Raw genomic sequence first — 23462 nt, 5'->3', positions numbered from 1 at the left:
GCGGGCCGCGTCGGGTTCGGGGCGGCCATGTGGAAGGAGGTCGCCCATCTGCTGGCGAACCTGCCATTGTCCCTCCTCGCGTTCGTCTATGTGACGGTCGCGGTGGCCGTCGGTGTCGCCCTCTCCGTGACGGTCGTCGGACTGCCGCTGCTGGCGGCCGGGCTGGCGGGGGCGCGGCTGGTGGGGCGGGCGGAGCGGGCGCGGGCGCGCGGGCTGCTGGGCGTGCGGGTCGACGAGCCGAGCCGGCTGCCGCACCGGCCGGGCGGCGGCGCGGTGGGCGCGGTGTGGACGGCGCTGCGGGACCCGGTGGCGTGGCGGACGGTGCTGTACGGGTTCGTGCGGCTGCCGTGGGGGGTGCTGACGTTCGCGGTGACGCTGGTCGCGCTGGTGGCGCTGTGGCCGGCGCTGCCGTACCTGGTCCGGGCGATGGCCAACGCCGACCGGGCCATGGTGCGGGGGCTGCTGGGTCCCTCGGACGAGCTGGAGCGGCGGGTCGCCGAGCTGGAGTCGGACCGGGGCGTCGTGGTGGACGCGGCGGCGGCGGACCTGCGCCGCATCGAGCGGGACCTGCACGACGGGGCGCAGGCCCGGCTGGTGGCGCTGGCGATGGGGCTCGGCCTCGCGAAGGAGAAGGCGGCCGAGGACCCGGACGCCGCCGCGCGGATGGTGGAGGAGGCCCACGGGGAGGTGAAGCTCGCCCTGCAGGAGCTGCGGAACCTGGCGCGCGGCATCCACCCGGCCGTGCTCACGGACCGGGGCCTGGACGCGGCGCTGTCCGCCGTCGCGTCGCGCTGCACGGTCCCGGTGACGGTGACGGTGGACCTCCCGGAGCGGCCGGCCGAGGCGACGGAGGGCATCGCGTACTTCACCGTCTCGGAGCTGCTGCAGAACGTCTCGAAGCACGCCCGCGCCACCCGCGCCACGGTCGACGTGTGGCGCAACGGCGACCGGCTGCTCATCCAGGTCACCGACGACGGGTGCGGCGGCGCCGACCCGGCGCACGGCACGGGCCTCGCCGGGCTGGCGGAGCGCCTCGACGCCGTGGACGGGTTGTTCGACGTGTACTCGCCGCCCGGCGGCCCGACGACGGCGACCGCCGAACTGCCCTGGCGCAGCCGCACCCCGGTACGGCGCTGAAAGCCCCCGGGTACGGCGCTGAAGCCCCCGGTCCGGCGCGCTGAGCCCCCGTACGCCGCCGGACACCCCCCGACGCCCCGCCGTCCCCGTACGCCGCCCGACACCCCCTACGCCCCGCCGCCCCGTACGCCACCCGACGCCCCGGCCGCCCCCGGACCCTCCGGGGCCGCGCGCCTCACCGAGCAGAAACGGAAACCCTGCCATGGCCCTGACCCACGGCCTCGACTCCGGCCGTCCGCGTCGTGTCCCGCGCCCCCTCGCCCGGCTGGCCGTCCCGCTGGCCGGGCGGACATGGCGGGAGTTCGGCCATCTGGTCCTCGGCATGCCGCTGAGCGTCGTGTACTTCGTGCTGTCGGTGACGGCCCTCTCGGTCGGCGCCGGCCTCGTCGTCACGTTCGTCGGCATCCCCGTCCTGGCCCTGGGGCTGGCGATGTGCCGGGGGATCGGCACCGTCGAACGGGCCAGGGCGCGGGCCTTCCTGGGCGTGCGGGTCGGGGCGCCCGATCCGGCGCGCGCCGAGCCGGGCTCCGGGCTGACGGGCGCGATGTGGGCGCTCCTCAAGAGCGGCGCGTCCTGGCGGCACCTGCTGTACGCGCTGCTGCACATGCCGTGGGCGGTGCTGGCGTTCTCGCTGGCGGTGACGTTCTGGAGCCTGGCGTGGGGCCTGGCCACGTATCCGCTGTGGCAGTGGGCGCTGCCCGTGCACGCCGGTGTGCACGGCATCCAGCTGTACGGGGACGGGGCGCACAGCTACGTGCTGGACTCGGCCGGCGAGCTGGCGCTGACCGCGCTGGCGGGGGTGCTGCTGCTGTACCCGGCGGCGGCGCTGGTGCGGGGCCTCGCGGCCGTGGACCGGGCCATGGTGCGGGGCCTGCTGGGCCCCTCGCGGCTGGCCACGCGGGTGGTGGAGCTGGAGTCGGACCGGGGCGTCGTGGTGGACGCGGCCGCGGCGGACCTGCGCCGCATCGAGCGGGACCTGCACGACGGGGCGCAGGCCCGGCTGGTCGCCCTCGCCATGGACCTGGGCTTGGCCAAGGAGAAGGCCGCCGAGGACCCGGACGCCGCCGCGCGGATGGTGGAGGAGGCCCACGACGAGGTGAAGCTCGCCCTGCAGGAGCTGCGCGACCTCGCGCGCGGCATCCACCCGGCGATCCTCACGGACCGGGGCCTGGACGCGGCGCTGTCCGCCGTCGCGTCGCGGTGCGCCGTGCCGGTCGCGGTGAGCGTGGACCTGCCGTCGCGGCCGGCCGCCGCGATCGAGGGCATCGCGTACTTCACCGTCTCGGAGCTGCTGCAGAACGTCTCCAAGCACGCCCGCGCCACCCGCGCCACCGTCGACGTGTGGCGCACCGGCGACCGCCTCCTCATCCAGGTCGCCGACGACGGACACGGCGGCGCGGACCCCGCGCGCGGCACGGGCCTCGCCGGTCTGGCCGAACGCCTCGACGCCGTCGACGGGGTCCTCGCCGTCCACTCCCCCGACGGCGGGCCGACGACGGTCGCCGCCGAGCTGCCCTGGCGGGCCTGATCACACTTGGCCCGTGTCCGCCCGCGCGGCCCGCGATGCTGGGATGCTGGTGGCGACGGCGGGGCTCCGCCGTCCGAGCCGGATCGGGACATGGGGGGTCGCAGGGCCGTGGACGACAGGGTGCGGGTGGTCATCGCGGAGGATTCCGTACTGCTCAGGGAGGGGCTGACCCGGCTGCTGACCGACCGCGGGCACGAGGTCGTCGCCGGGGTGGGGGACGCGGACGCCCTGCTGAAGACGGTGGACGTGCTCGCCGCCGACGCCGCCCCGCCGGACGTGGTCGTGGCGGACGTGCGGATGCCGCCCACCCACACGGACGAGGGCGTCAGGGCCGCCGTGCGGCTGCGCAGGGACCATCCGGGCGTCGGGGTGCTGGTGCTGTCGCAGTACGTCGAGGAGCGGTACGCGACGGAGCTGCTGGCCGGCAGCAGCCGGGGCGTCGGCTACCTGCTGAAGGACCGCGTCGCGGACGTGCGGGACTTCGTGGACGCCGTCGTGCGGGTCGCGCGGGGCGGGACGGCGCTGGACCCCGAGGTGGTGGCGCAGCTGCTGGGGCGCAGCCGCCGCCAGGACGTGCTGGCGGGGCTGACGCCGCGCGAGCGGGAGGTCCTCGGTCTGATGGCGGAGGGCAGGACGAACTCGGCGATCGCGCGGCAGCTGGTGGTGAGCGACGGGGCGGTGGAGAAGCACGTCAGCAACATCTTCCTGAAGCTGGGGCTGTCCCCGAGCGAGGGCGACCACCGCCGGGTGCTCGCCGTGCTGACGTACCTGAACTCCTGATCCGCCGGCGTCCCCGCGGCCGGCCGCCCCCGCCGCCGCGGGCTCACGGGAAGGCCGGTGCCGGTGTGCCGCCCCCGGGAGGGCCTAGGACCAAAGACCGGGCTCGGGGAGTGCCGTTCCGGTGGAACACAGGGGGACGAAGCATGATGATCCAGGACAACGGGGCGTCTCATCAGGGCGTCCAATATGCGAGCTGTCCAAGGAAGGGAACCCTTACCGACGTAGGGTGGGCCTTGGGACGGCCGGTCGTCCGGCTGTCTACCGAGCGTTCTCCCGCCGACGGCGGGGAGACCCCTTGTCTCGAGGGAGGTCCAGTTCAGTGACCAGCCAGGTCAGTAGCCCGGCCGAGCAGACAGGCGAGGCGGCGCGCGGGACCCGTGGGGCCGTGGAGGCCCCGGGGGCCGACGAGGCCGCCGTCGGAGAACAGCGCGACGGGGAGAGGCACGCGTCGGTGCCGGAGGCCGGGGCGGCGGAGGCCGCCGGGCCGCACGGCGCCCCCGCGCAGCGCGTCCCCGAGAAGGAGATCCGCCGTCTGGACCGGGTGATCATCCGCTTCGCGGGTGACTCGGGTGACGGCATGCAGCTCACGGGCGACCGCTTCACGTCGGAGACGGCGTCGTTCGGCAACGATCTGTCGACGCTGCCGAACTTCCCCGCGGAGATCCGGGCGCCCGCCGGGACCCTGCCGGGTGTGTCGTCGTTCCAGCTGCATTTCGCGGACCACGACATCCTCACCCCGGGCGACGCGCCGAACGTGCTGGTCGCGATGAACCCGGCCGCCCTGAAGGCGAACATCGGGGACGTACCGCGCGGCGGCGAGATCATCGTCAACACGGACGAGTTCGCCAAGCGCGCCATGGCGAAGGTCGGCTACGAGACGTCGCCGCTGGAGGACGGCTCGCTGGACGGCTACCGCGTCCACCGCGTGCCGCTGACCACCCTCACCATCGAGGCGCTGAAGGACTTCGGCCTGTCCCGCAAGGAGGCGGAGCGGTCGAAGAACATGTTCGCGCTCGGCCTGCTGTCGTGGATGTACCACCGGCCGACCGAGGGCACCGAGCAGTTCCTGCGGCGCAAGTTCGCCAGGAAGCCGGAGATCGCGGAGGCCAATGTCGCCGCGTTCCGCGCGGGCTGGAACTTCGGCGAGACGACGGAGGACTTCGCGGTCTCGTACGAGGTCGCCCCGGCCACCGCCGCGTTCCCGCCCGGCACGTACCGGAACATCTCCGGGAACCTGGCCCTGTCGTACGGGCTGATCGCGGCCGCGCACCAGGCGGACCTGCCGCTGTTCCTCGGCTCGTACCCGATCACGCCGGCGTCGGACATCCTGCACGAGCTGTCGAAGCACAAGAACTTCGGGGTGCGGACCTTCCAGGCGGAGGACGAGATCGCGGGGATCGGCGCGGCGCTGGGCGCGGCGTTCGGCGGCGCGCTGGCGGTGACGACCACCTCGGGTCCCGGTGTGGCGCTGAAGTCCGAGACGATCGGCCTCGCGGTCTCCCTGGAGCTGCCGCTGCTGATCGTGGACATCCAGCGCGGCGGCCCCTCCACGGGCCTGCCGACCAAGACGGAGCAGGCCGACCTGCTCCAGGCGATGTACGGGCGCAACGGCGAGGCGCCGGTGCCGGTCGTCGCGCCGCGCACCCCGGCGGACTGCTTCGACGCCGCCCTGGAGGCCGCGCGGATCGCGCTCGCCTACCGGACGCCGGTGTTCCTGCTGTCGGACGGGTACCTGGCGAACGGCTCCGAGCCGTGGCGGATCCCGGACCTGGAGGACCTGCCCGACCTGGGCGTCACCTTCGCGACGGGCCCGAACCACACGCTGGAGGACGGCACGGAGGTCTTCTGGCCGTACAAGCGCGACCCGCGGACCCTGGCGCGGCCCTGGGCGGTGCCCGGCACGCCCGGCCTGGAGCACCGGATCGGTGGCATCGAGAAGCAGGACGGCACGGGCAACATCTCGTACGACCCGGCCAACCACGACTTCATGGTCCGCACCCGGCAGGCCAAGGTCGACGGGATCGACGTCCCGGACCTGGAGGTGGACGACCCGAGCGGCTCGGCGCGCACGCTGGTGCTGGGCTGGGGCTCCACCTACGGGCCGATCACCGCCGCCGTACGCCGGCTGCGCGCGGGCGGCGACGCGATCGCGCAGGCCCATCTGCGGCATCTGAACCCGTTCCCGGCGAACCTGGGCGAGGTCCTGAGGCGGTACGAGACCGTCGTCGTCCCGGAGATGAACCTGGGGCAGCTCGCCCTGATGATCCGCGCGAAGTACCTCGTCGACGCGCGCAGCCACACGCAGGTCAACGGCATGCCGTTCAAGGCGGAGCGGCTGGCCGCGGCTCTCAAGGAGGCCATCGATGCCCGGTGAAGCCCTGACCCTGGTGCCCAAGGCCGAGGGCAAGCAGTCCATGAAGGACTTCAAGTCGGACCAGGAGGTCCGCTGGTGCCCGGGCTGCGGCGACTACGCGATCCTCGCCGCCGTGCAGGGCTTCATGCCCGAGCTCGGCCTGGCGAAGGAGAACATCGTCTTCGTCTCCGGCATCGGCTGCTCCTCGCGCTTCCCGTACTACATGAACACCTACGGGATGCACTCCATCCACGGCCGCGCCCCGGCCATCGCGACGGGTCTCGCCGCGTCCCGGCGCGATCTGTCGGTGTGGGTGGTCACCGGTGACGGCGACGCGCTGTCCATCGGCGGCAACCACCTGATCCACGCGCTGCGGCGCAATGTGAACCTGAAGATCCTGCTGTTCAACAACCGGATCTACGGGCTGACGAAGGGCCAGTACTCCCCCACCTCCGAAGTCGGCAAGATCACCAAGTCGACGCCGATGGGGTCGCTGGACGCCCCGTTCAACCCGGTGTCGCTGGCGCTGGGTGCCGAGGCGAGCTTCGTCGCGCGGACCGTGGACTCGGACCGCAAGCACCTCACCGAGGTGCTGCGCCAGGCCGCCGACCACCCCGGTACGGCGCTGGTGGAGATCTACCAGAACTGCAACATCTTCAACGACGGCGCCTTCGACATCCTGAAGGACAAGGAGCAGGCGGAGAGCGCGGTGATCCGGCTGGAGCACGGCGCGCCGATCCGCTTCGGCGCCGACGGCTCGAAGGGCGTCGTGCGCGACCCGGCGACGGGCGACCTCCAGGTGGTCGCCGTGACCCCGGAGAACGAGGCGCGGGTGCTGGTGCACGACGCGCACGCCGCCTCGCCGACGACGGCGTTCGCGCTGTCCCGGCTGGCCGACCCGGACACGCTGCACCACACGCCGATCGGCGTCTTCCGCAGCGTGGAGCGGCCCGTCTACGACACGCTCATGTCCGAGCAGCTCGACACGGCCGTGGAGCAGCGCGGCAAGGGCGACCTGGCGGCCCTGCTCGCGGGCGGCGACACCTGGACGGTCGTCGGCTGACCCGTACGCGGCCCTCCCGGCGAGGCCCGGTCCCGGAACCCCGCGCGGGTCCGGGACCGGGCCTTTTGCCGCCGGGTGGCTCCCGTGACGGACGCGTCATGACCGTATGGCGATACGCGCATGACATGCCGCCCGCCCGGCGTTACCGTCGATCGGACAGGGCGGCACGGGGCGCCGGCGTCCCGGAGAGTAGGAAGTGGAGCTGCGGGTGGCGACGAGGAGCGGCGGCACGGGCGACCAGAAGACGGGACTTCTCTACGGGATCGGCGCCTACGGCATCTGGGGGCTGTTCCCCCTGTACTGGCCCCTGCTGGAACCGGCGGGCGCGGTGGAGATCCTCGCCCACCGCATGGCGTGGTCGCTGGTGGCCGTGGCGCTCGCGCTGGTCGTGGTGCGGCGCTGGGCGTGGATACCGGCGCTGCTGCGGCAGCCGCGGAAGCTGGGGCTGATCGCGCTCGCCGCCTCGGTGATCACGCTGAACTGGGGCGTCTACATCTGGGCCGTGAACGCCGGGCACGTGGTCGAGTCGTCGCTCGGCTACTTCATCAATCCGCTGGTCACCATCGCCATGGGCGTCGTCCTGCTGAAGGAGCGGCTGCGGCCCGCGCAGTGGGCGGCGGTGGGCATCGCGTTCGCCGCGGTGGTGGTGCTGGCGGTCGGATACGGCAGGCCGCCGTGGATCTCGCTGGTGCTGGCGTTCTCGTTCGCGACGTACGGGCTGGTGAAGAAGAAGGTCAACCTCGGCGGGCTGGAGTCGCTCGGCGCCGAGACGGCCATGCTGTTCCTGCCGGCCGTGGGCTACCTGGTGTGGCTGGGCTTCACCGGCAAGGCCGCGTTCGGCACGGCGGGGGTGGGGCACATGGCGCTGCTCGCCTCGACGGGCCTGGTCACGGCCGTGCCGCTGGTCTGCTTCGGGGCGGCGGCGATCCGGGTGCCGCTGTCGACGCTGGGGCTGCTGCAGTACCTGGCGCCGGTCTTCCAGTTCCTGGTGGGCGTGCTGTACTTCCGGGAGGCCATGCCGCCGGAGCGCTGGGCCGGCTTCGCGCTCGTCTGGCTGGCGCTGACGCTGCTGACGTGGGACGCCCTGCGCACGGCGCGGCGGACCCGCGCGGAGGCGCTGAGGCTGGCGGCCGTGGCCGCTTCGAAGGCCCCCGAGACGGTCGCGGCCGAGACGGCCGCCCCCGGGGCCGTGGCCGCCGAGACGGCCGTTCCGGGCCCGGTCGCGGCGGAGGCGGGCCCCGCGTCCCCGGCGGAAAAGCCCCGCCCCTGAGCCACCGGCCACCGGTGAGCCACCGGCCGCCGGCCCGGCCACCACGAGGCCGTACGGCTCCGGCGCCCGCCGTCAGGAGGCCGTACGGCCCCGGTGCGCCCGGACCTTCTCGCGGTTGCCGCACCGCTCCATGGAGCACCAGCGGCGGCGGCCCGGCCGGGAGGTGTCGACGAACAGCAGGTGGCAGTCGTGGGCGCCGCACTCGCGCACGCGGTGCCCGTACGGGCCGGTGAACAGGGCTGTCGCGTCCCGCGCCACGGTGGACAACAGGCCCGCCACCGTCGCGCCCGGCGCCCACGCGCGGCCGCCCTGCGCCGTCAGCAGCTCGACGAGCGGGGCCGCGGCCGCGGCCTCGTTCACGACGGCGACGTCCCCGGCCGGCAGCGGCCTCGTGTGCGCGCGGGCGGCCGCGAGCCCGTGCAGCGCGTCGCGCAGCCGCCGTACGGCGGGGAGGTCGTCCTCCTCGACGGCGAGCGGCAGCCCGGGGGCGAGACGGCTCGCGGCGACCCAGGCGTACAGCCCGTCGGGGGTGTCCAGCACCTCGTACCGGGCCAGCGGGCCCGGACCCCCGGTCGGCAGCAGCTCCAGGCAGAGCGCCCCCGGATCGAAGCGGTAGGGGCGGCCCTCCGGCGTGTACAGGGTGAGACCCGTTGCGGACTCCGTCATGTAACCACTATGAACAGTTACATGACCGCACTCCACTGGAAACTCGTGATCGACGCGTCCGACCCGCACGCCCAGGCCGACTTCTGGGCCGCGGCCCTGGGCTACACGGTCGAGGACAACAGCGCCTTCATCGACCGGCTCGTCGACGCGGGCCGGGCGCCGGCCGGACTGACCGTCGAGGTGCGCGGCCGGCGGGCCTGGCGGGATCTGGCCGCCGTCCGGCATCCGGACGACCCCTTCGACGAGGCCACGGGCATCGGGCACGGCCGCCGCCTGCTGTTCCAGCGCGTGCCGGAGGCCAAGACGGCCAAGAACCGGCTCCACATCGACGTCCACGCGGGCCCGGACCGGGACCGGGCGGAGGAGGTCGCCCGGCTCCGCTCCCTGGGCGCGTCCGTCCTGCGCGACGTGGACGAACCGGGTGGCCGGTGGACCGTCATGGCCGATCCCGAGGGGAACGAGTTCTGCGTGCAGTAGCCACATCGCGTCCGATATGCGGACCCCGGTGACCGGAAGGCGCCCTTGACGCGCGAATGAATTGTCGCTGTACATTCAATCCCGCACAGGCGGACGTCCGATGACTCCGGACCGTCCGACGCACCACAGCTCCAGCGCCCCGCGACCAGCCCTCGCGGGGCGTCTCGCACGTTCCGTCCCATCCCCGTACGGAATCCGGAGCCCCCACATGACACACTCCGTGTCCCGCATACCCAGACGCACCGCCGCGGCCGCCCTGCTCGCCCTCACCGGCCTGCTCGCCACCGCCGCGCCCGCGACCGCCGGCCCGGCCGCCGCACCCGCCGCGGCCCACATGGCGCCCGCCACCGCGGCCGCCGCGCCCGACATCCCCCTGGCGAGCGTCAAGGCGCACCTCACCCAGCTCCAGTCGATCGCGACGGCCAACGGCGGCAACCGGGCCCACGGCCGCCCCGGCTACAAGGCGTCCATCGACTACGTGAAGGCCAAGCTCGACGCCGCCGGCTTCACCACGACCGTCCAGCAGTTCACCTCCAACAGCGCCGTCGGCTACAACCTGATCGCCGACTGGCCCGGCGGCGACCCCGACCAGGTCCTCATGGCCGGCGCCCACCTGGACTCCGTCTCCTCCGGGCCCGGCATCAACGACAACGGCTCCGGCTCGGCCGCCGTCCTGGAGACCGCCCTCGCCGTGTCCCGGGCCGCGTACAAGCCCGCCAAGCACCTGCGGTTCGCCTGGTGGGGCGCCGAGGAGCTGGGGCTCGTCGGCTCCAAGTACTACGTGGCGAACTTGCCGGCCACCGAGCGCGCCAAGCTCGACGGGTACATGAACTTCGACATGATCGGCTCCCCCAACGCGGGCTACTTCGTCTACGACGACGACCCGGTCATCGAGAAGACCTTCAAGGACTACTTCGCCGGCATCGGCGTCCCCACCGAGATCGAGACCGAGGGCGACGGACGCTCCGACCACGCGTCGTTCAAGAACGCCGGCGTCCCCGTCGGCGGACTGTTCACCGGCGCCAGCCGTACGAAGACCAGCGCGCAGGCGCAGAAGTGGGGCGGCACGGCCGGGCAGTCCTTCGACCGCTGCTACCACTCGTCGTGCGACACGACGTCCAACATCAACGACACGGCGCTGGACCGCAACAGCGACGCCCTGGCACACGCCGTGTGGACCCTGTCCGCCGGGACGACCGAGCCGCCGGCTGGCGACACGTACGAGAACACCGCCGACGTGCCGATCCCCGACGGCGGAGCCGCCGTCACCTCGCCCGTCGCGGTCACCGGCCGCACCGGCAACGCCCCGGCAGCCCTGCGCGTCGCCGTCGACATCGTCCACACCTGGCGCGGCGACCTCGTCGTGGACCTGGTCGCGCCCGACGGGACCGCGTACCGGCTGAAGAACTCCAGCGGCAGCGACTCGGCGGACAACGTCCGCGAGACGTACACCGTGGACGCGTCGAGCGAGCCCGCGAACGGCACCTGGCTGCTGCGGGTCCAGGACGTGGCGCGGTACGACACGGGCTACATCAACAGCGTCTCGCTGACCTTCTGAGGCACCGGCCCGGCTGACCCGCAGGCCCGAACGAGGCACCGGCCCCCGACGGGGCCGCCCTCCGCGCGGCGCCCGCGCGGGGCGCCCCGGGACGGAGGCACACGTCGGAAGTACGCGTCGGAGGTACGCGTCGGGGCCCACCGCCCTGTACGGCGGTGGGCCCCGACGCGCGTCCCGCTACTCCGACGCGTCGTTCGCGGCCGCGACCAGCGCCTTCTCGGTCACCGCGCCGACGTAGACCCGGCCGTCGTCGGTCATCAGGGCGTTGACCAGGCGGGTCTTGAAGACCATGCCCGAGCCGAACTCGCCGCTGACCCGCGTGCCCAGGCCGTCCAGGAACTGCTGGGCCTCCTTCGGCAGCTCCTCCGGCGTGGCGCCGGCCTCCGGCTTCGCGCCCTGCGGCTTGCCCTTGGGCGCGTCCGCCGGGGCGCCCGGTCCGGCCAGCTCGACCACGGTGGTCCAGCCCTCGCCGATGACGTTCACGCCCTGCCCGCCGGCTCCGCCGGCCAGGTCCTCCAGGCCGCCGAGCTCCTGCTCCAGCGCCTTGCGGTCCTTCTCCTTCAGCCCGGCGGCCGGTCCTTCGTCCCCGGCGCCCTCACCCTCGACGACCTTGGCGCCCTTCGGCGGGGTGAAGGTGAACTCCGAGGCGGCCGGCTTGCCGAAGTCGACCTTGGTGAAGCCGACGTCGACCGCCGCCGCTCCCCCGGCGCTCGGGGTGAGGGTGAACTTCAACGGCACGCCGTTCTCCGCGTCCACGGCGACCTTCACCGCGCCGATGGTGGAACCGCTCTGCTCGGGCCGCACGACCAGCTGGTACGCGTCGCGCCCGGCGACCCGCGCGGAGCCCTCGACGGTGACCGACGTGGTCCCGTCCACCGCGGCCAGCGCCTGCGCCGCCAGCTCCTTGGGGGTGACCGGCAGGTCGTCGCCGCCGGTGCCGCGGCCGTGCCCGTCGCGGTCCTCCGGGGCCGTGCCGAGGCCCTTCTCGTGGTGGACCTCGCCGGACGCGGAGTCGTAGGCCCAGGCCTGGTCGCCGTTGCGTACCAGGGTGTACTCGCCGTCGCCGTCCTGGACGGTCAGCCGCTGCCGGTCCGGGCCGTCCGCCGCGACCTTCAGCGTGTGCGTGCCGGACGCGAGCCGCATCAGCTGCGCGTCGGCGGACTTCGCGGCGGCGTCGCCGCCCATCAGGTCGCCGAGGCCCGCGATCGACGGCAGGCCCAGGTCCGTGGTGACCTTGACCGTGCCGGACAGCTGCTGCACGTCCGACGCGGCGATCTTCTCGACGAGCTCCTGGGCGGTGATCTTCGGCAGGTCCGGGTCGCCGGCCGCCGCGAGGGCCGGGACGAGCCCGATGGTCGCCGCCGCCACCCCCGCCACCGCGACCGGGACCGCGTACCGCGCGAGGGTCCGGCGCGCGGGCCGCGGGGTCTGTGCGTCGCTGTCGTTCGGTGCCATGTCCGCTCTACCTCCGTGGTCTGGTGGTCCCATTCCACCCGCACGGAGCCGGAAAAGCGTCAGCCCGCGGAATCAACCGGCCGTACCTCTCTGGTATGACCCGGCATCAGGGGCTTCCCCCATGCGGAGGCGGCCGGTCAGCCCGCCCGGTGCACCACGAGGTCGCACAGCTCGGCCAGCGCCGACTTCGCGTACCCGTCCGGCAGCGGGTCCAGCATCGCCCGCGCCTCCTGCGCGTACCGCACCGTGTCGCGGCGGGCCAGCTCCAGCGCCGGGTGGACGCGCAGCCGCCGCAGCACCTCGGCGTGGCGGGCGTCGTCCGCGAGGTCGCCCTCCAGCAGCTCGACCAGCTCCACGTCCTCGGCGCGGCCGTGCTGCTCCGCCAGGGCCCGCAGGTGCAGGACCGGGAGGGTGGCGATGCCCTCGCGCAGATCCGTGCCCGGCGTCTTGCCGGACTCGTGCGAGTCGGAGGCGATGTCCAGCACGTCGTCGGCCAGCTGGAACGCGACGCCCAGCCGCTCCCCGTACTGGGTGAGCACCTCGGTGAACCGCTCTCCCGCGCCCGCCATCATCGCGCCGAAGCGGCCGGAGACGGCGACCAGCGAGCCGGTCTTGCCGGCGATGACGTCCAGGTAGTGCTCGACCGGGTCGTTCCCGTCGCGGGGGCCCGCCGTCTCCAGGATCTGCCCGGTGACCAGCCGCTCGAACGCCTCCGCCTGGATCCGCACCGCCTCGGGGCCGAGGTCGGCCAGGATGTGGGAGGCGCGCGCGAAGAGGAAGTCGCCCGTGAGGACGGCGACCGAGTTGCCCCAGCGCGTGTTGGCGCTGTCCACGCCGCGCCGCACCAGCGCCTCGTCCATCACGTCGTCGTGGTACAGCGTGGCCAGATGAGTCAGCTCGACCACCACGGCCGCCGGGACGACGCCGGGCGCGTGCGGGTCGCCGAACTGCGCCGCGAGCATCACGAGGAGCGGCCGGAACCGCTTGCCGCCCGCCCGCACCAGGTGCTGCGCCGCCTCCGTGATGAACGGCACGTCGCTCTTGGTGGCGTCGAGCAGCCCGGCCTCGACGGCCGCCAGTCCGGTCTGGACATCGGCTTCGAGAGCCTGGTCCCGCACGCTCAGCCCGAACGGCCCGACTGCGGTCACGAGGGGGTCTCCTGTCTGCGGACGATCACACGGATTGTCGATGTGTCGCTGGATTCACTCACGTCAGCGTATCCGGTCCCCTTTCGATCGCCGTGGGCACCTTCCCGCCACCCGGCGATGTTCACGGTCGGCGTGTCCGGCCGGAACGCGCCCCTCGGAAGGGCCCGCTCCGGACGGCCGGGACCCCTGCGCGTATGACCGGGATCACACGGGCCCGTCCCCGGACGACCCCGCCCCCCGCGGCCGCGGCCGCGCCTCCGGGGCGCCGCTCGCCGGGGCGTCCGGCCCCGTCCGCCGGGCCGCGGGCGGCCCCCTCGCCGACCGCACCTGGGAGAAGGGCGCGCCTCGGTCGTAACGTGTCCCCCACACACGTGGAAAGCGAGGCAAGCACCGATGCCCGAGCAGCCCGAACCGAGCCCGCTCGACCTGGCCGAGGGGGACCCCTTCGGCCCGCACAACCTCCCGTACGGCGTGTTCTCCACCGCCGGCGAACCGGACCGCCGCAGGGTCGGCGTCCGGATCGGCGGCCACGTCCTGGACGCCGGGGCGGCCGCGCACGCGCTCGGCTCTCCGTACGCGAGCCTGCTCGCCCAGCCGTCGCTCAACCCGCTGATGGCGGCGGGCCGTACGGTGTGGCGCGATGTGCGCCGGGCCCTCACGGCGTGGCTGACGTCGCCCGCGCACCGCGCGGACGTGGAGCCGCTGCTGCACCCGCTGGACGCGGTGACGCTGCACCTGCCGTACGAGGTGGCCGACTACGTCGACTTCTACGCGAGCGAGCACCACGCGTCCAACGTGGGCCGGATGTTCCGCCCGGACGGCGAGCCGCTCACGCCCAACTGGAAGCACCTGCCCATCGGTTACCACGGCCGCTCCGGCACCGTCGTGGTGTCGGGCACGGACGTGGTGCGCCCCTCCGGGCAGCGCAAGGCCCCGGCCGACCCGGCTCCGGTCTTCGGCCCCTCGACGAAGCTGGACATCGAGGCGGAGGTCGGCTTCGTCGTCGGCACGCCCTCCGAGCACGGCCGTCCGGTCGCGCTCGGCGACTACCGCGAGCACGTCTTCGGCCTGACGCTCCTCAACGACTGGTCGGCGCGCGACATCCAGGCGTGGGAGTACGTGCCGCTGGGCCCGTTCCTCGGCAAGTCCTTCGCGACCTCCGTCTCGGCGTGGGTGACCCCGCTGGAGGCGCTGGACGCGGCGCGCGTGGCCCCGCCGGCCCGCGACTTCCCGCTGCTGCCGTACCTGGACGACTCGGGCGAGGACGAGCCCGGCGGGTACGAGCTGCACATCACCGTGAGGATCAACGGCGAGGTGGTGGCCGAGCCGCCGTTCTCCACCATGTACTGGACGGCCGCGCAGCAGCTGGCGCACATGACCGTCAACGGCGCGTCCCTGCGCACCGGCGACCTGTACGGCTCCGGCACGGTCAGCGGCCCCGAGGTGCACCAGCGCGGCTCGCTGCTGGAGCTGACGTGGAACGGGCGGGACGCGCTCGACCTGTCGACCGGCAAGCGGACGTTCCTGGAGGACGGCGACGAGGTCACGCTGACCGCGTGGGCGCCGGGCCCGGACGGCGTCAAGGTCGGCCTGGGCGAGGTCACGGGCCGGATCGTCCCGGCGGTCTGACGCCCTCCTCCCGTACGGCAGGCGCCGGCCGGCCCCGCCCGTGGCTCACGGGCGGGGCCGGCCGGCGCGCGGCGGCGGAAGTCGGGGGCCCGGCACCCCGGCTCCGGGTGCCGGGCCCGTGCGGCTCCCCCTTCGGGTCGGCCGCACCACACGGTGGTCTTCGGGCCCGCCGGCGGGCGGGCTCAGGTCAGCGCGCCCGGGGCGGCGCGGTCACTCGGCGCGCCACAGGGCGGGCGCGTTCGGGGGCTCCCAGCCGGGCTGCGCGGTGTGCGCCTGGAGGCACACGTAGCCGCGGCCGCCGTACGTGGCCCGGTCGCCCGCCCGGTAGGCCGTGCCGACGGTCCAGGTGCCGCCGCCCGGCGGCGGGGTCGTCGGGGTGGGGCTGGGGCCGGGCGACTGCGGCACGTTCAGCACGAAGTCGAACGAGGCCGTCCGCGCGCCGCCCGCGTCCTGGACGGTCATCAGCAGGCGCGGGTCGAACAGGGCGTCCGTCGCGTTGCGCGGCTCGTTCGGGAAGTACAGCTGCGTGGTCAGCACCGGGCGGCCGGGCGCCTGCGCCTTGACGTGGATGTGGCGGGTGCGCCCCGGGTAGAGCCCGGGCACGATCGTGGTGAGCTGGAAGGCGCCGCGCGCGTCGGTGAACTGGTGGCCGCGGAAGCGGAACCCCGTGTTGTCGTACGCGCCGTTGTTGTCGGCCTGCCAGAAGTCGAGCAGCACCCCGGACATCGGCTGGCAGCCGAGCCCGAAGACGTACCCGGAGACGGTCAGGCGCACCCCGGGCGTGCTTCCCTCCAGCAGCGAGGTGCGGCGCGGGGAGTTGGGCTTGAAGTACGGGCCCTCCATCTGCGGCGGCGTCGGGTCGTCTCCGTCGTCGCAGGTGGGCGTCAGCTCCGGGACCGCGCCGGGGGACGCGGCGCGGGTGCGGGCCAGCGCCGGTACGCCCAGCAGCACCGCGGGGGCGGCGGCGCCGGCCGCGAGGGCCGCCCGCAGCACGGTCTTGCGCGACGGGTGGGCGGTACGGGGCTCGTCGTGGTCGTCCATGCCTGCTCCTCGTGGGGAGAGGGGGGTCAGGGGAACGCCACCGAACCTACGCACCCCGCGACGGCCGGGCGATGGACTGGACCCGGTCGTCGTGGTGAATATCCCGGACGCCTCATGCCCCTCCCCCGGCCGCGCGCGCCCGCGCGCCGGCACGCGCCGCCGGGCGGGCCCGCGCGTCCGCGCGCCGCGCGTGTGGTCAGGCGGCCCCGCCGCGCCGGAAGTCGCCGGGGCTCACCCCGGTCTCGCGGCGGAAGAAGCGGCAGAAGTACGCCGCGTCCTCGAAGCCGACCCGGCCCGCCACCTGCCGTACGGTCAGGTCGGTGCGGGCCAGGAGGCGTTTCGCCTCGTGCGCGCGGGCCTCGCGGACCAGCTGGCCCGGAGTTCGGCCGGTCGCGGCCTTGACGGCGTCGGTCAGATGGCCCGGGGTGACCCCGATGCGCGCCGCGCACGCCCGCACGGACCACAGGGCCGGGTCGCCGCGGCCGATGAGCCGGGTGAACTCCTCCGCGACGGCGCCGGGCCGGGCTCCCGGCGGCCGGGTGTGCGCTCCCGGCCCGATGCCGTAGAGGCGGGCCGCGCGGACGACGAGGACGTGCAGCAGCGCGCGGAGCACGGACGGGCAGGCGTCGGGGCCGCGCCGGTACTCGTCGTGGAGGTCGGCGACGAGCCGCCCGGCCTGGGCGGCGGCCGGCGGGTCGAGGGTGGGCCAGGGGCGTTCGGCGAGCAGCCTCAGCACGGCGCGGTCGCCGGGGTGGTCGATCAGGAAGTCCTCGGTGAACAGCACGACGAAGCCGTCCACCCCGGCCGCGTCCTCCCAGTGGTGGACCTGGCCGGGGGCGAGGAACCCCAGGTGGGGCGGGCGCAGCGGCCAGTGGGCGAGGTCGGTGACATGGGTGCCGCACCCGTGGGTGACGTGCACGATCTCGTAGAAGGTGTGGCGGTGCGGGAAGGCCGCGCGGGCCATGGGGCCGATCGTGTCGAACGTGCCGATCGCGAACGGCACCGCGCCGGGCATGGGGATCTCCAGGCGGTGCATCGGCAGCGCCCCCGGCCGTCCCGCCGCCTCGTCCTCCCCGGGTAACACCGTCGTGCCGCGCATGGTCGCCCGCGCCCTTCCTCGCTCCGCCGCCGTCCTGCCGCCGGTACCCGCCCGGCGGTCCCGCCCCGGGGACCGCCCCGGTCGGCCGGGTCGGCCCGGCCCGTCTCCGGTCCGGCCGTACGGGCCGGCGTGGTGCGGTCCTCCGGCTGGTCCGTACCGGTTACGTACGGTGCCACGGGCGCGTGCGGGAGGACAGTGCGCTTTCCGCCCGATGGCCGACTCCGGGTGCGGGCCCCGGTCCGGCGGCGGAAGCTGCTGGGGGCGGCACGAGGGGAGCGCCCGCCCGTATCCGCCGGCGCCCCGCGCGCCCGGCGGCCCCCGTCCCACCGGGCGCACGGCGCGTCCCCGGTCCCACCGGGTGCCCGACCGCGTGCCCGGCCCCGTCGGCTGTCCGGCCGGCGGGGGCCCACCGCCTCCCGAGGAGCACCGCATGACATTGAAAGGGCCCGTATCCGCCGTCGCCTTCGCCGCCCTCGTCCCGCTGGCCCTGCTGGCCGGACCCGCGGCCCCGGCCGCGGCCGGCACCCGCGACGACACGGCCGTCCGCGCGGACCTGATGACCGCGTACGCCGCCACGCTCAAGTACCACCGGCTCGAAGAGGCCCTGGAGGACGGCTATCTGCCGATGCGCGGCTGTGTCGCCCTCGCCGGCGAGGGCGCGATGGGCTACCACTACGTCAACACGGCGCACTACAACCTCACCGACCCCGCGAAGCCCGCCGCCCTCATGTACGAGAAGGCCGACGACGGGTCGATGCGGCTGGTGGGGGTGGAGTGGTTCGTCGAGGACGCCGACCAGGACCTGGCGACCGACGAGGACCGGCCGACCATGTTCGGGCAGCCGTTCCTCGGCCCCTCGCCGGGCGCGGAGGCGGGTATGAAGACCCACTACGACCTGCACGCCTGGCTGCACAAGCCCAACCCGAAGGGCATGTTCCACGAGTGGAACCCGGACGTCCGCTGCCCCTCGGAGGACTGACCGCCCCGGAGCCGGACATGGCGCGGCCGGGCGGGGCGCGCGTCGCGCCCCGCCCGGCCGTACGGCCCGCGCCCCGCCGCCCGTCCCGGGGACGGCCGGCGGGGACGGCGCCCTACCGGACGAACACCCCCGCCTGGCCCGCGAGGTCCAGGAAGTACTGCGGGGCGAGGCCCAGGACCAGGGTCACCGCGACCCCCACGCCGATCGCCGTCATCGTCAGCGGCGACGGCACGGCCACCGTCGGGCCCTCCGGGTGCGGCTCGCTGAAGAACATCAGCACGATCACCCGGACGTAGAAGAACGCGGCGATGGCGGAGGCGATCACACCGACCACGACCAGCGCGCCCGCCCCGCCCTCGGCCGCCGCCTTGAACACGGCGAACTTGCCGGAGAACCCGGAGGTCAGGGGGATGCCGGCGAAGGCCAGCAGGAACACCGCGAAGACCGCGGCGACCAGCGGCGACCGCCGCCCCAGGCCCGCCCACTTGGACAGGTGCGTGGCCTCGCCGCCCGCGTCCCGCACCAGCGTGACCACGGCGAACGCGCCGACCGTCACGAAGGAGTACGCCGCCAGGTAGAACAGCGTGGACGAGACGCCGGACGGGGTCGCGGCGATCACACCGGCCAGGATGAAGCCCGCGTGCGCGATGGACGAGTAGGCGAGGAGCCGCTTGATGTCGGTCTGCGTGATCGCGACGATCGCGCCGGCCAGCATCGTCAGGATCGCGACGCCCCACATGACGGGCCGCCAGTCCCAGCGCAGCCCCGGCAGGACGACGTACAGCAGCCGGAGCATCGCGCCGAACGCCGCGACCTTCGTGGCCGCCGCCATGAAGCCGGTGACCGGTGTCGGGGCGCCCTGGTACACGTCGGGCGTCCACATGTGGAACGGGACGGCGCCGACCTTGAACAGCAGCCCCATCAGCAGCATCGCGAAGCCGATGAGCAGCAGCACGTCATTGCCCATGGTCGCGGCGAGCGCCGGGTCGACCGAGGCGACCGCGCCGTCCACGACGTCCGCGATCCGGGCGTACGAGACGGAGCCCGCGTAGCCGTACAGCAGGGCGATGCCGAACAGCAGGAACGCGGAGGCGAACGCGCCCAGCAGGAAGTACTTGACCGCGGCCTCCTGCGACAGCATCCGCTTGCGGCGGGCGACGGCGCACAGCAGGTACAGCGGCAGCGAGAAGACCTCCAGGGCGATGAACAGCGTCAGCAGGTCGTTGGCGGCCGGGAAGACCAGCATGCCGGTGATGGCGAACAGCACCAGCGGGAAGACCTCGGTCGTGGTGAACCCGGCCTTCACGGCGGCCTTCTCGTGGTCGCTGCCGGGCACGGCCGCGGCCTCGGCGGCGAACGAGTCGACGCGGTGGCCGTGGTGGGCGGGGTCGAGGCGCCGCTCGGCGAAGGTGAACACCGCGACGAGCGAGGTCAGCAGGATCGTCCCCTGGAGGAACAGCGCCGGTCCGTCGACGGCGATGGCGCCCATCGCCGCGATCTGCGCCTTGGTCGTGCCGTGCCCGGTCAGCGCCAGGCCCACGACCGCGGCGAACGCGCAGGCCAGCGCCACGACGCTGAGGAACAGCTGGGTGGCGTAGCGGGCGCGGCGCGGGACGACGGCCTCGACGAGGACGCCGAGGACCGCCGCGCCGACCACGATGAGGACCGGGGCCAGCTGGACATACTCGATCTTCGGCGCGGGGATCCTGCCGAGCGGCTCGGCCGCCGTCGTCCACAGGCTGTGGAAGTCCGTAGTGCTCACTTGGCCGCCTCCACATCGGGCCGGGGGTCCTTCTGCTGGACGTCGGACATGGTGTGCCGCACCGCGGGGTTGACGATGTCGGTGAGCGGCTTCGGGTAGACGCCGAGGAACAGGAGGAGCGCGATCAGCGGGGTGATCACGGCCAGTTCACGCGGCCGGAGGTCGGGCATGGACCGGACCTCCTCCTTGACCGGGCCGGTCATCGTCCGCTGGTACAGCACCAGCGTGTACAGCGCGGCCAGGACGATGCCGGTGGTGGCGACGATGCCGGCGGCCGGGTAGCGGGCGAAGGTGCCGACCAGGACCAGGAACTCGCTGACGAACGGGGCGAGTCCGGGCAGCGACAGCGTGGCCAGGCCGCCGACGAGGAACGTGCCGGCGAGGACCGGGGCGACCTTCTGCACGCCGCCGTAGTCCGCGATGAGGCGCGAGCCGCGCCGGGTGATCAGGAACCCGGCGACCAGCATCAGCGCGGCCGTCGAGATGCCGTGGTTGACCATGTAGAGCGTGGCGCCGCTCTGGCCCTGGCTGGTCATCGCGAAGATGCCGAGGATGATGAAGCCGAAGTGGGAGATCGACGCGTACGCGATCAGGCGCTTGATGTCCCGCTGGCCGACCGCGAGCAGCGCACCGTAGACGATGCTGACCAGGGCGAGGACGATGATCGCGGGCGTGGCCCACCGCGACGCCTCCGGGAAGAGGCCGAGGCAGAAGCGGAGCATCGCGAACGTGCCGACCTTGTCGACGACGGCCGTGATGAGCACCGCGACGGGAGCCGTCGACTCCCCCATGGCGTTGGGCAGCCAGGTGTGCAGCGGCCACAGCGGGGCCTTCACCGCGAAGGCGAAGAAGAAGCCGAGGAACAGCAGCCGCTCGGTTTGGGTGGCCATGTCCAGCTCGCCGCTCGCGCGGGCCGCGGCGATGTCGGGGAGCGAGAAGTTCCCCGCGACGACATACAGCCCGACCACGGCGGCGAGCATGATCAGCCCGCCGGCCAGGTTGTAGAGCAGGAACTTCACCGCGGCGTACGACCGCTGCGCGGCCGCCTTGGTGTCGTCGCCCGCGTGGGCGCGGTCCCCGAAGCCGCCGATGAGGAAGTACATCGGGATCAGCATGGCTTCGAAGAGGATGTAGAAGAGGAAGACGTCGGTGGCCTCGAAGGAGAGGATCACCATCGCCTCGACCATGAGGATCAGCGCGAAGAAGCCCTGCGTGGGCCGCCAGCGCTTCGACGCGGTCTCCAGGGGGTCGGCGTCGTGCCAGCCGGCGAGGATGACGAACGGCACGAGCAGGGCGGTCAGCGCGAGCAGCGCCACACCGATGCCGTCCACGCCCAGCTCGTACCGCACGCCGAAGTCCTCGATCCAGGCGTGCGACTCGGTGAGCTGGTAGCGCTCGCCGCCCGGGTCGAAGCGGACCAGGACGGCCACGGCGAGGCCGAGCGTGCCGAGCGAGAACAGCAGGGCCAGCCACTTGGCGGCGGTGCGCCGGGCGGCGGGCACGGCGGCGGTGGCGATGGCGCCGATCGCCGGGAGCGCCGCCGTGGCGGTCAGGAGGGGAAAGGACATCGCGGTCACACCGCCCTCATCAGCAGGGTCGCGGCGATCAGCACCGCAGCACCTCCGAACATCGAGACCGCATAGGAGCGGGCAAAGCCGTTCTGCAGCTTGCGCATCCGGCCGGAGAGGCCGCCCATCGCCGCCGCCGTGCCGTTGACGACCCCGTCCACCAGGGAGTGGTCGACGTAGACCAGCGAGCGGGTCAGGTGCTCGCCGCCGCGCACCAGCACGACGTGGTTGAAGTCGTCCTGGAGGAGGTCGCGGCGGGCGGCGCGGGTGAGCAGCGAGCCGCGCGGCGCGACCACCGGCACGGGCCTGCGGCCGTACTGCGCGTACGCGATGCCGACGCCGGTCAGCAGGACGACGACGGTCGCGGCGGTGACGACCCCGGCGCTGATCGGCGGGTGGCCGTGCTCGAAGTCCGTGACGGGCTTCAGCCAGTTGACGAACGCGCTGTTCAGGGAGAACAGGCCGCCCGCGAAGACGGAGCCGAAGGCCAGCAGGATCATCGGGACGGTCATGGACTTCGGGGACTCGTGCGGATGCGGCATCGCACCGGGCGCCGCCTCGGCGCCGGGCTCGACGCTCGCCGCCTTGTCCGGGTCCGGGGCGGGCTGCCAGCGCTTCTCCCCGAAGAACGTCATGATCATCACGCGGGTCATGTAGTACGCGGTGATCCCGGCGCCCAGCAGCGTGACCGCGCCGAGGATCCAGCCCTCGGTGCCGCCCTTCGCGAAGGCCGCCTCGATGATCCGGTCCTTGGACCAGAAGCCCGACAGGCCGGGGAAGCCGATGATCGCCAGATAGCCGAGGCCGAACGTCACGAAGGTGACCGGCATGTACTTCCGCAGGCCGCCGTACTTGCGCATGTCGACCTCGTCGTTCATGCCGTGCATCACGGACCCGGCGCCGAGGAACAGCCCGGCCTTGAAGAAGCCGTGGGTCACCAGGTGCATGATCGCGAACACGTACCCGACCGGGCCGAGGCCGGCGGCGAGGATCATGTAGCCGATCTGCGACATCGTCGAGCCGGCGAGGGCCTTCTTGATGTCGTCCTTGGCGCAACCGACGATCGCACCGAACAGGAGCGTGACGGCGCCGACCACCACGACGGCGAGCTGCGCGTCCGGCGCGCCGTTGAAGATGGCGCCGGAGCGGGTGATCAGGTACACGCCCGCGGTCACCATGGTCGCCGCGTGGATGAGCGCCGACACCGGGGTCGGGCCCTCCATCGCGTCGCCGAGCCAGGACTGCAGCGGCACCTGGGCGGACTTGCCGCACGCGGCGAGCAGCAGCATCAGCCCGATCGCCGTCAGCATGCCCTCCGAGGTCTCCCCGGCGGAGCCGAGGACCGGCCCGAAGGCGAACGTCCCGAACGTGGTGAACATCAGCATGATCGCGACGGACAGGCCGATGTCGCCGACCCGGTTGACCAGGAACGCCTTCTTCGCGGCCGTCGCCGCGCTCGGCTTGTGCTGCCAGAACCCGATCAGCAGGTACGAGGCGAGGCCCACGCCCTCCCAGCCGAAGTACAGCAGCAGGTAGTTGTCGGCGAGGACCAGCAGCAGCATGGCCGCGAGGAACAGATTGAGATAGCCGAAGAAGCGGCGGCGGCGCTCGTCGTGCTCCATGTACCCGATGGAGTAGACGTGGATGAGCGTGCCGACACCGGTGATGAGCAGGACGAACGTCATCGACAACTGGTCCAGCTGGAAGGCGACGTCCGCCTGGAAGCCCTCGACGGGCACCCAGCTGAACAGGTGCTGGTGCAGGGCCCGGTCCTCCGCGCCCTTGCCCAGCATGTCGGCGAAGAGCACCGCGCCGACGGCGAAGGAGACGGCGGCGAGCAGCGTGCCGAGCCAGTGCCCGGCCCGGTCCAGCCGCCGGCCGCCGCACAGCAGGACGGCCGCTCCGAGCAGAGGCGCCGCGACGAGCAGCGCGATCAGATTCTCCACGAT

General features: G+C 73.7%; 18 protein-coding genes. 10 read left to right on the top strand and 8 right to left on the bottom strand.

Features of this window, described 5'->3' with window-relative positions:
• The first annotated feature begins 27 nt into the window (after positions 1-27).
• From ACSUPT_RS17610 to rarD, 6 genes are all read left to right on the top strand, one after another.
• Positions 28-1137: a sensor histidine kinase gene (locus ACSUPT_RS17610; RefSeq protein ID WP_361658297.1), complete on the top strand. Its 1110-nt coding sequence runs from the start codon at positions 28-30 to the stop codon at positions 1135-1137.
• Between the two features lie 202 nt (positions 1138-1339).
• Positions 1340-2665 (top strand): sensor histidine kinase, encoded by a 1326-nt coding sequence (locus tag ACSUPT_RS17605; protein ID WP_436944900.1) that lies wholly within the window; start codon positions 1340-1342, stop codon positions 2663-2665.
• A 108-nt stretch (positions 2666-2773) separates the two neighbouring features.
• Positions 2774-3445 (top strand): response regulator transcription factor, encoded by a 672-nt coding sequence (locus ACSUPT_RS17600; RefSeq protein WP_361658294.1) that lies wholly within the window; start codon positions 2774-2776, stop codon positions 3443-3445.
• 319 nt (positions 3446-3764) lie between these two features.
• The gene (locus tag ACSUPT_RS17595; protein ID WP_436944898.1) at positions 3765-5819 is read left to right on the top strand and encodes a 2-oxoacid:acceptor oxidoreductase subunit alpha; all 2055 of its coding nucleotides are present in this window, start codon (positions 3765-3767) and stop codon (positions 5817-5819) included.
• Positions 5809-6861, top strand: coding sequence for a 2-oxoacid:ferredoxin oxidoreductase subunit beta (locus tag ACSUPT_RS17590; protein ID WP_351963251.1), 1053 nt, complete (start codon positions 5809-5811; stop codon positions 6859-6861). Before ACSUPT_RS17595 ends, ACSUPT_RS17590 begins: the two co-directional genes overlap by 11 nt.
• A gap of 208 nt (positions 6862-7069) precedes the next feature.
• Entirely contained in the window at positions 7070-8131 is a 1062-nt protein-coding gene (gene rarD / locus ACSUPT_RS17585) for an EamA family transporter RarD (RefSeq protein WP_365726635.1), read from the top strand.
• Positions 8132-8203: 72 nt separating this feature from the next.
• Here rarD and ACSUPT_RS17580 read toward each other — a convergent pair whose 3' ends face one another.
• Positions 8204-8797 carry a CGNR zinc finger domain-containing protein gene (locus ACSUPT_RS17580; RefSeq protein WP_351963249.1) on the bottom strand — a complete coding sequence of 198 codons (594 nt, stop codon included), beginning with the start codon at positions 8795-8797 and terminating at the stop codon, positions 8204-8206.
• 21 nt (positions 8798-8818) lie between these two features.
• On the opposite strand from ACSUPT_RS17580, the gene ACSUPT_RS17575 reads away from it, so the two are divergent.
• On the top strand, positions 8819-9274 hold the full coding sequence (locus ACSUPT_RS17575) for a VOC family protein (RefSeq protein ID WP_351963248.1): 456 nt from the start codon (positions 8819-8821) through the stop codon (positions 9272-9274).
• A 208-nt stretch (positions 9275-9482) separates the two neighbouring features.
• Positions 9483-10832 (top strand): M28 family metallopeptidase, encoded by a 1350-nt coding sequence (locus ACSUPT_RS17570; protein WP_365726631.1) that lies wholly within the window; start codon positions 9483-9485, stop codon positions 10830-10832.
• 177 nt (positions 10833-11009) lie between these two features.
• Here ACSUPT_RS17570 and ACSUPT_RS17565 read toward each other — a convergent pair whose 3' ends face one another.
• Complete coding sequence (locus ACSUPT_RS17565; protein ID WP_436944896.1) at positions 11010-12287, bottom strand: LolA family protein; 1278 nt, start codon at positions 12285-12287, stop codon at positions 11010-11012.
• A 137-nt stretch (positions 12288-12424) separates the two neighbouring features.
• Positions 12425-13435: a polyprenyl synthetase family protein gene (locus ACSUPT_RS17560; RefSeq protein ID WP_351968499.1), complete on the bottom strand. Its 1011-nt coding sequence runs from the start codon at positions 13433-13435 to the stop codon at positions 12425-12427.
• Positions 13436-13828: 393 nt separating this feature from the next.
• Here ACSUPT_RS17560 and fahA point away from each other — a divergent pair, with 393 nt between their 5' ends.
• Entirely contained in the window at positions 13829-15064 is a 1236-nt protein-coding gene (fahA, locus tag ACSUPT_RS17555; protein WP_351968498.1) for a fumarylacetoacetase, read from the top strand.
• 210 nt (positions 15065-15274) lie between these two features.
• Here fahA and ACSUPT_RS17550 read toward each other — a convergent pair whose 3' ends face one another.
• Together ACSUPT_RS17550 and ACSUPT_RS17545 are read right to left on the bottom strand one after the other, a co-directional pair.
• Positions 15275-16105 (bottom strand): carbohydrate-binding protein, encoded by an 831-nt coding sequence (locus ACSUPT_RS17550; RefSeq protein WP_436944894.1) that lies wholly within the window; start codon positions 16103-16105, stop codon positions 15275-15277.
• Positions 16106-16301: 196 nt separating this feature from the next.
• Complete coding sequence (locus ACSUPT_RS17545) at positions 16302-17204, bottom strand: AraC family transcriptional regulator (protein ID WP_436944892.1); 903 nt, start codon at positions 17202-17204, stop codon at positions 16302-16304.
• Positions 17205-17634: 430 nt separating this feature from the next.
• Between ACSUPT_RS17545 and ACSUPT_RS17540 the strand changes: the two genes are divergently transcribed.
• A complete protein-coding gene (locus ACSUPT_RS17540; RefSeq protein ID WP_351968505.1) occupies positions 17635-18183 on the top strand; it encodes a hypothetical protein in 549 nt (182 codons plus the stop codon).
• Positions 18184-18295: 112 nt separating this feature from the next.
• Here ACSUPT_RS17540 and nuoN read toward each other — a convergent pair whose 3' ends face one another.
• Genes nuoN through nuoL form a run of 3 tightly spaced genes read right to left on the bottom strand, consistent with a single transcriptional unit; the run spans position 18296 to position 23459 of the window.
• Positions 18296-19945: an NADH-quinone oxidoreductase subunit NuoN gene (gene nuoN, locus ACSUPT_RS17535; RefSeq protein WP_351966742.1), complete on the bottom strand. Its 1650-nt coding sequence runs from the start codon at positions 19943-19945 to the stop codon at positions 18296-18298.
• Entirely contained in the window at positions 19942-21513 is a 1572-nt protein-coding gene (locus tag ACSUPT_RS17530) for an NADH-quinone oxidoreductase subunit M (protein ID WP_436944890.1), read from the bottom strand. Before ACSUPT_RS17530 ends, nuoN begins: the two co-directional genes overlap by 4 nt.
• Before the next feature lie 5 nt (positions 21514-21518).
• Positions 21519-23459 (bottom strand): NADH-quinone oxidoreductase subunit L, encoded by a 1941-nt coding sequence (nuoL, locus tag ACSUPT_RS17525; RefSeq protein ID WP_361663635.1) that lies wholly within the window; start codon positions 23457-23459, stop codon positions 21519-21521.
• Positions 23460-23462: the final 3 nt, after the last annotated feature.

The sequence above is a fragment of the Streptomyces sp. SudanB25_2051 genome (assembly GCF_964272635.1).
GTDB lineage: Bacteria > Actinomycetota > Actinomycetes > Streptomycetales > Streptomycetaceae > Streptomyces.
The sequence above is the reverse complement of the archived record's forward strand: the minus strand, read 5'-3'. Positions and strand labels throughout refer to the sequence as shown.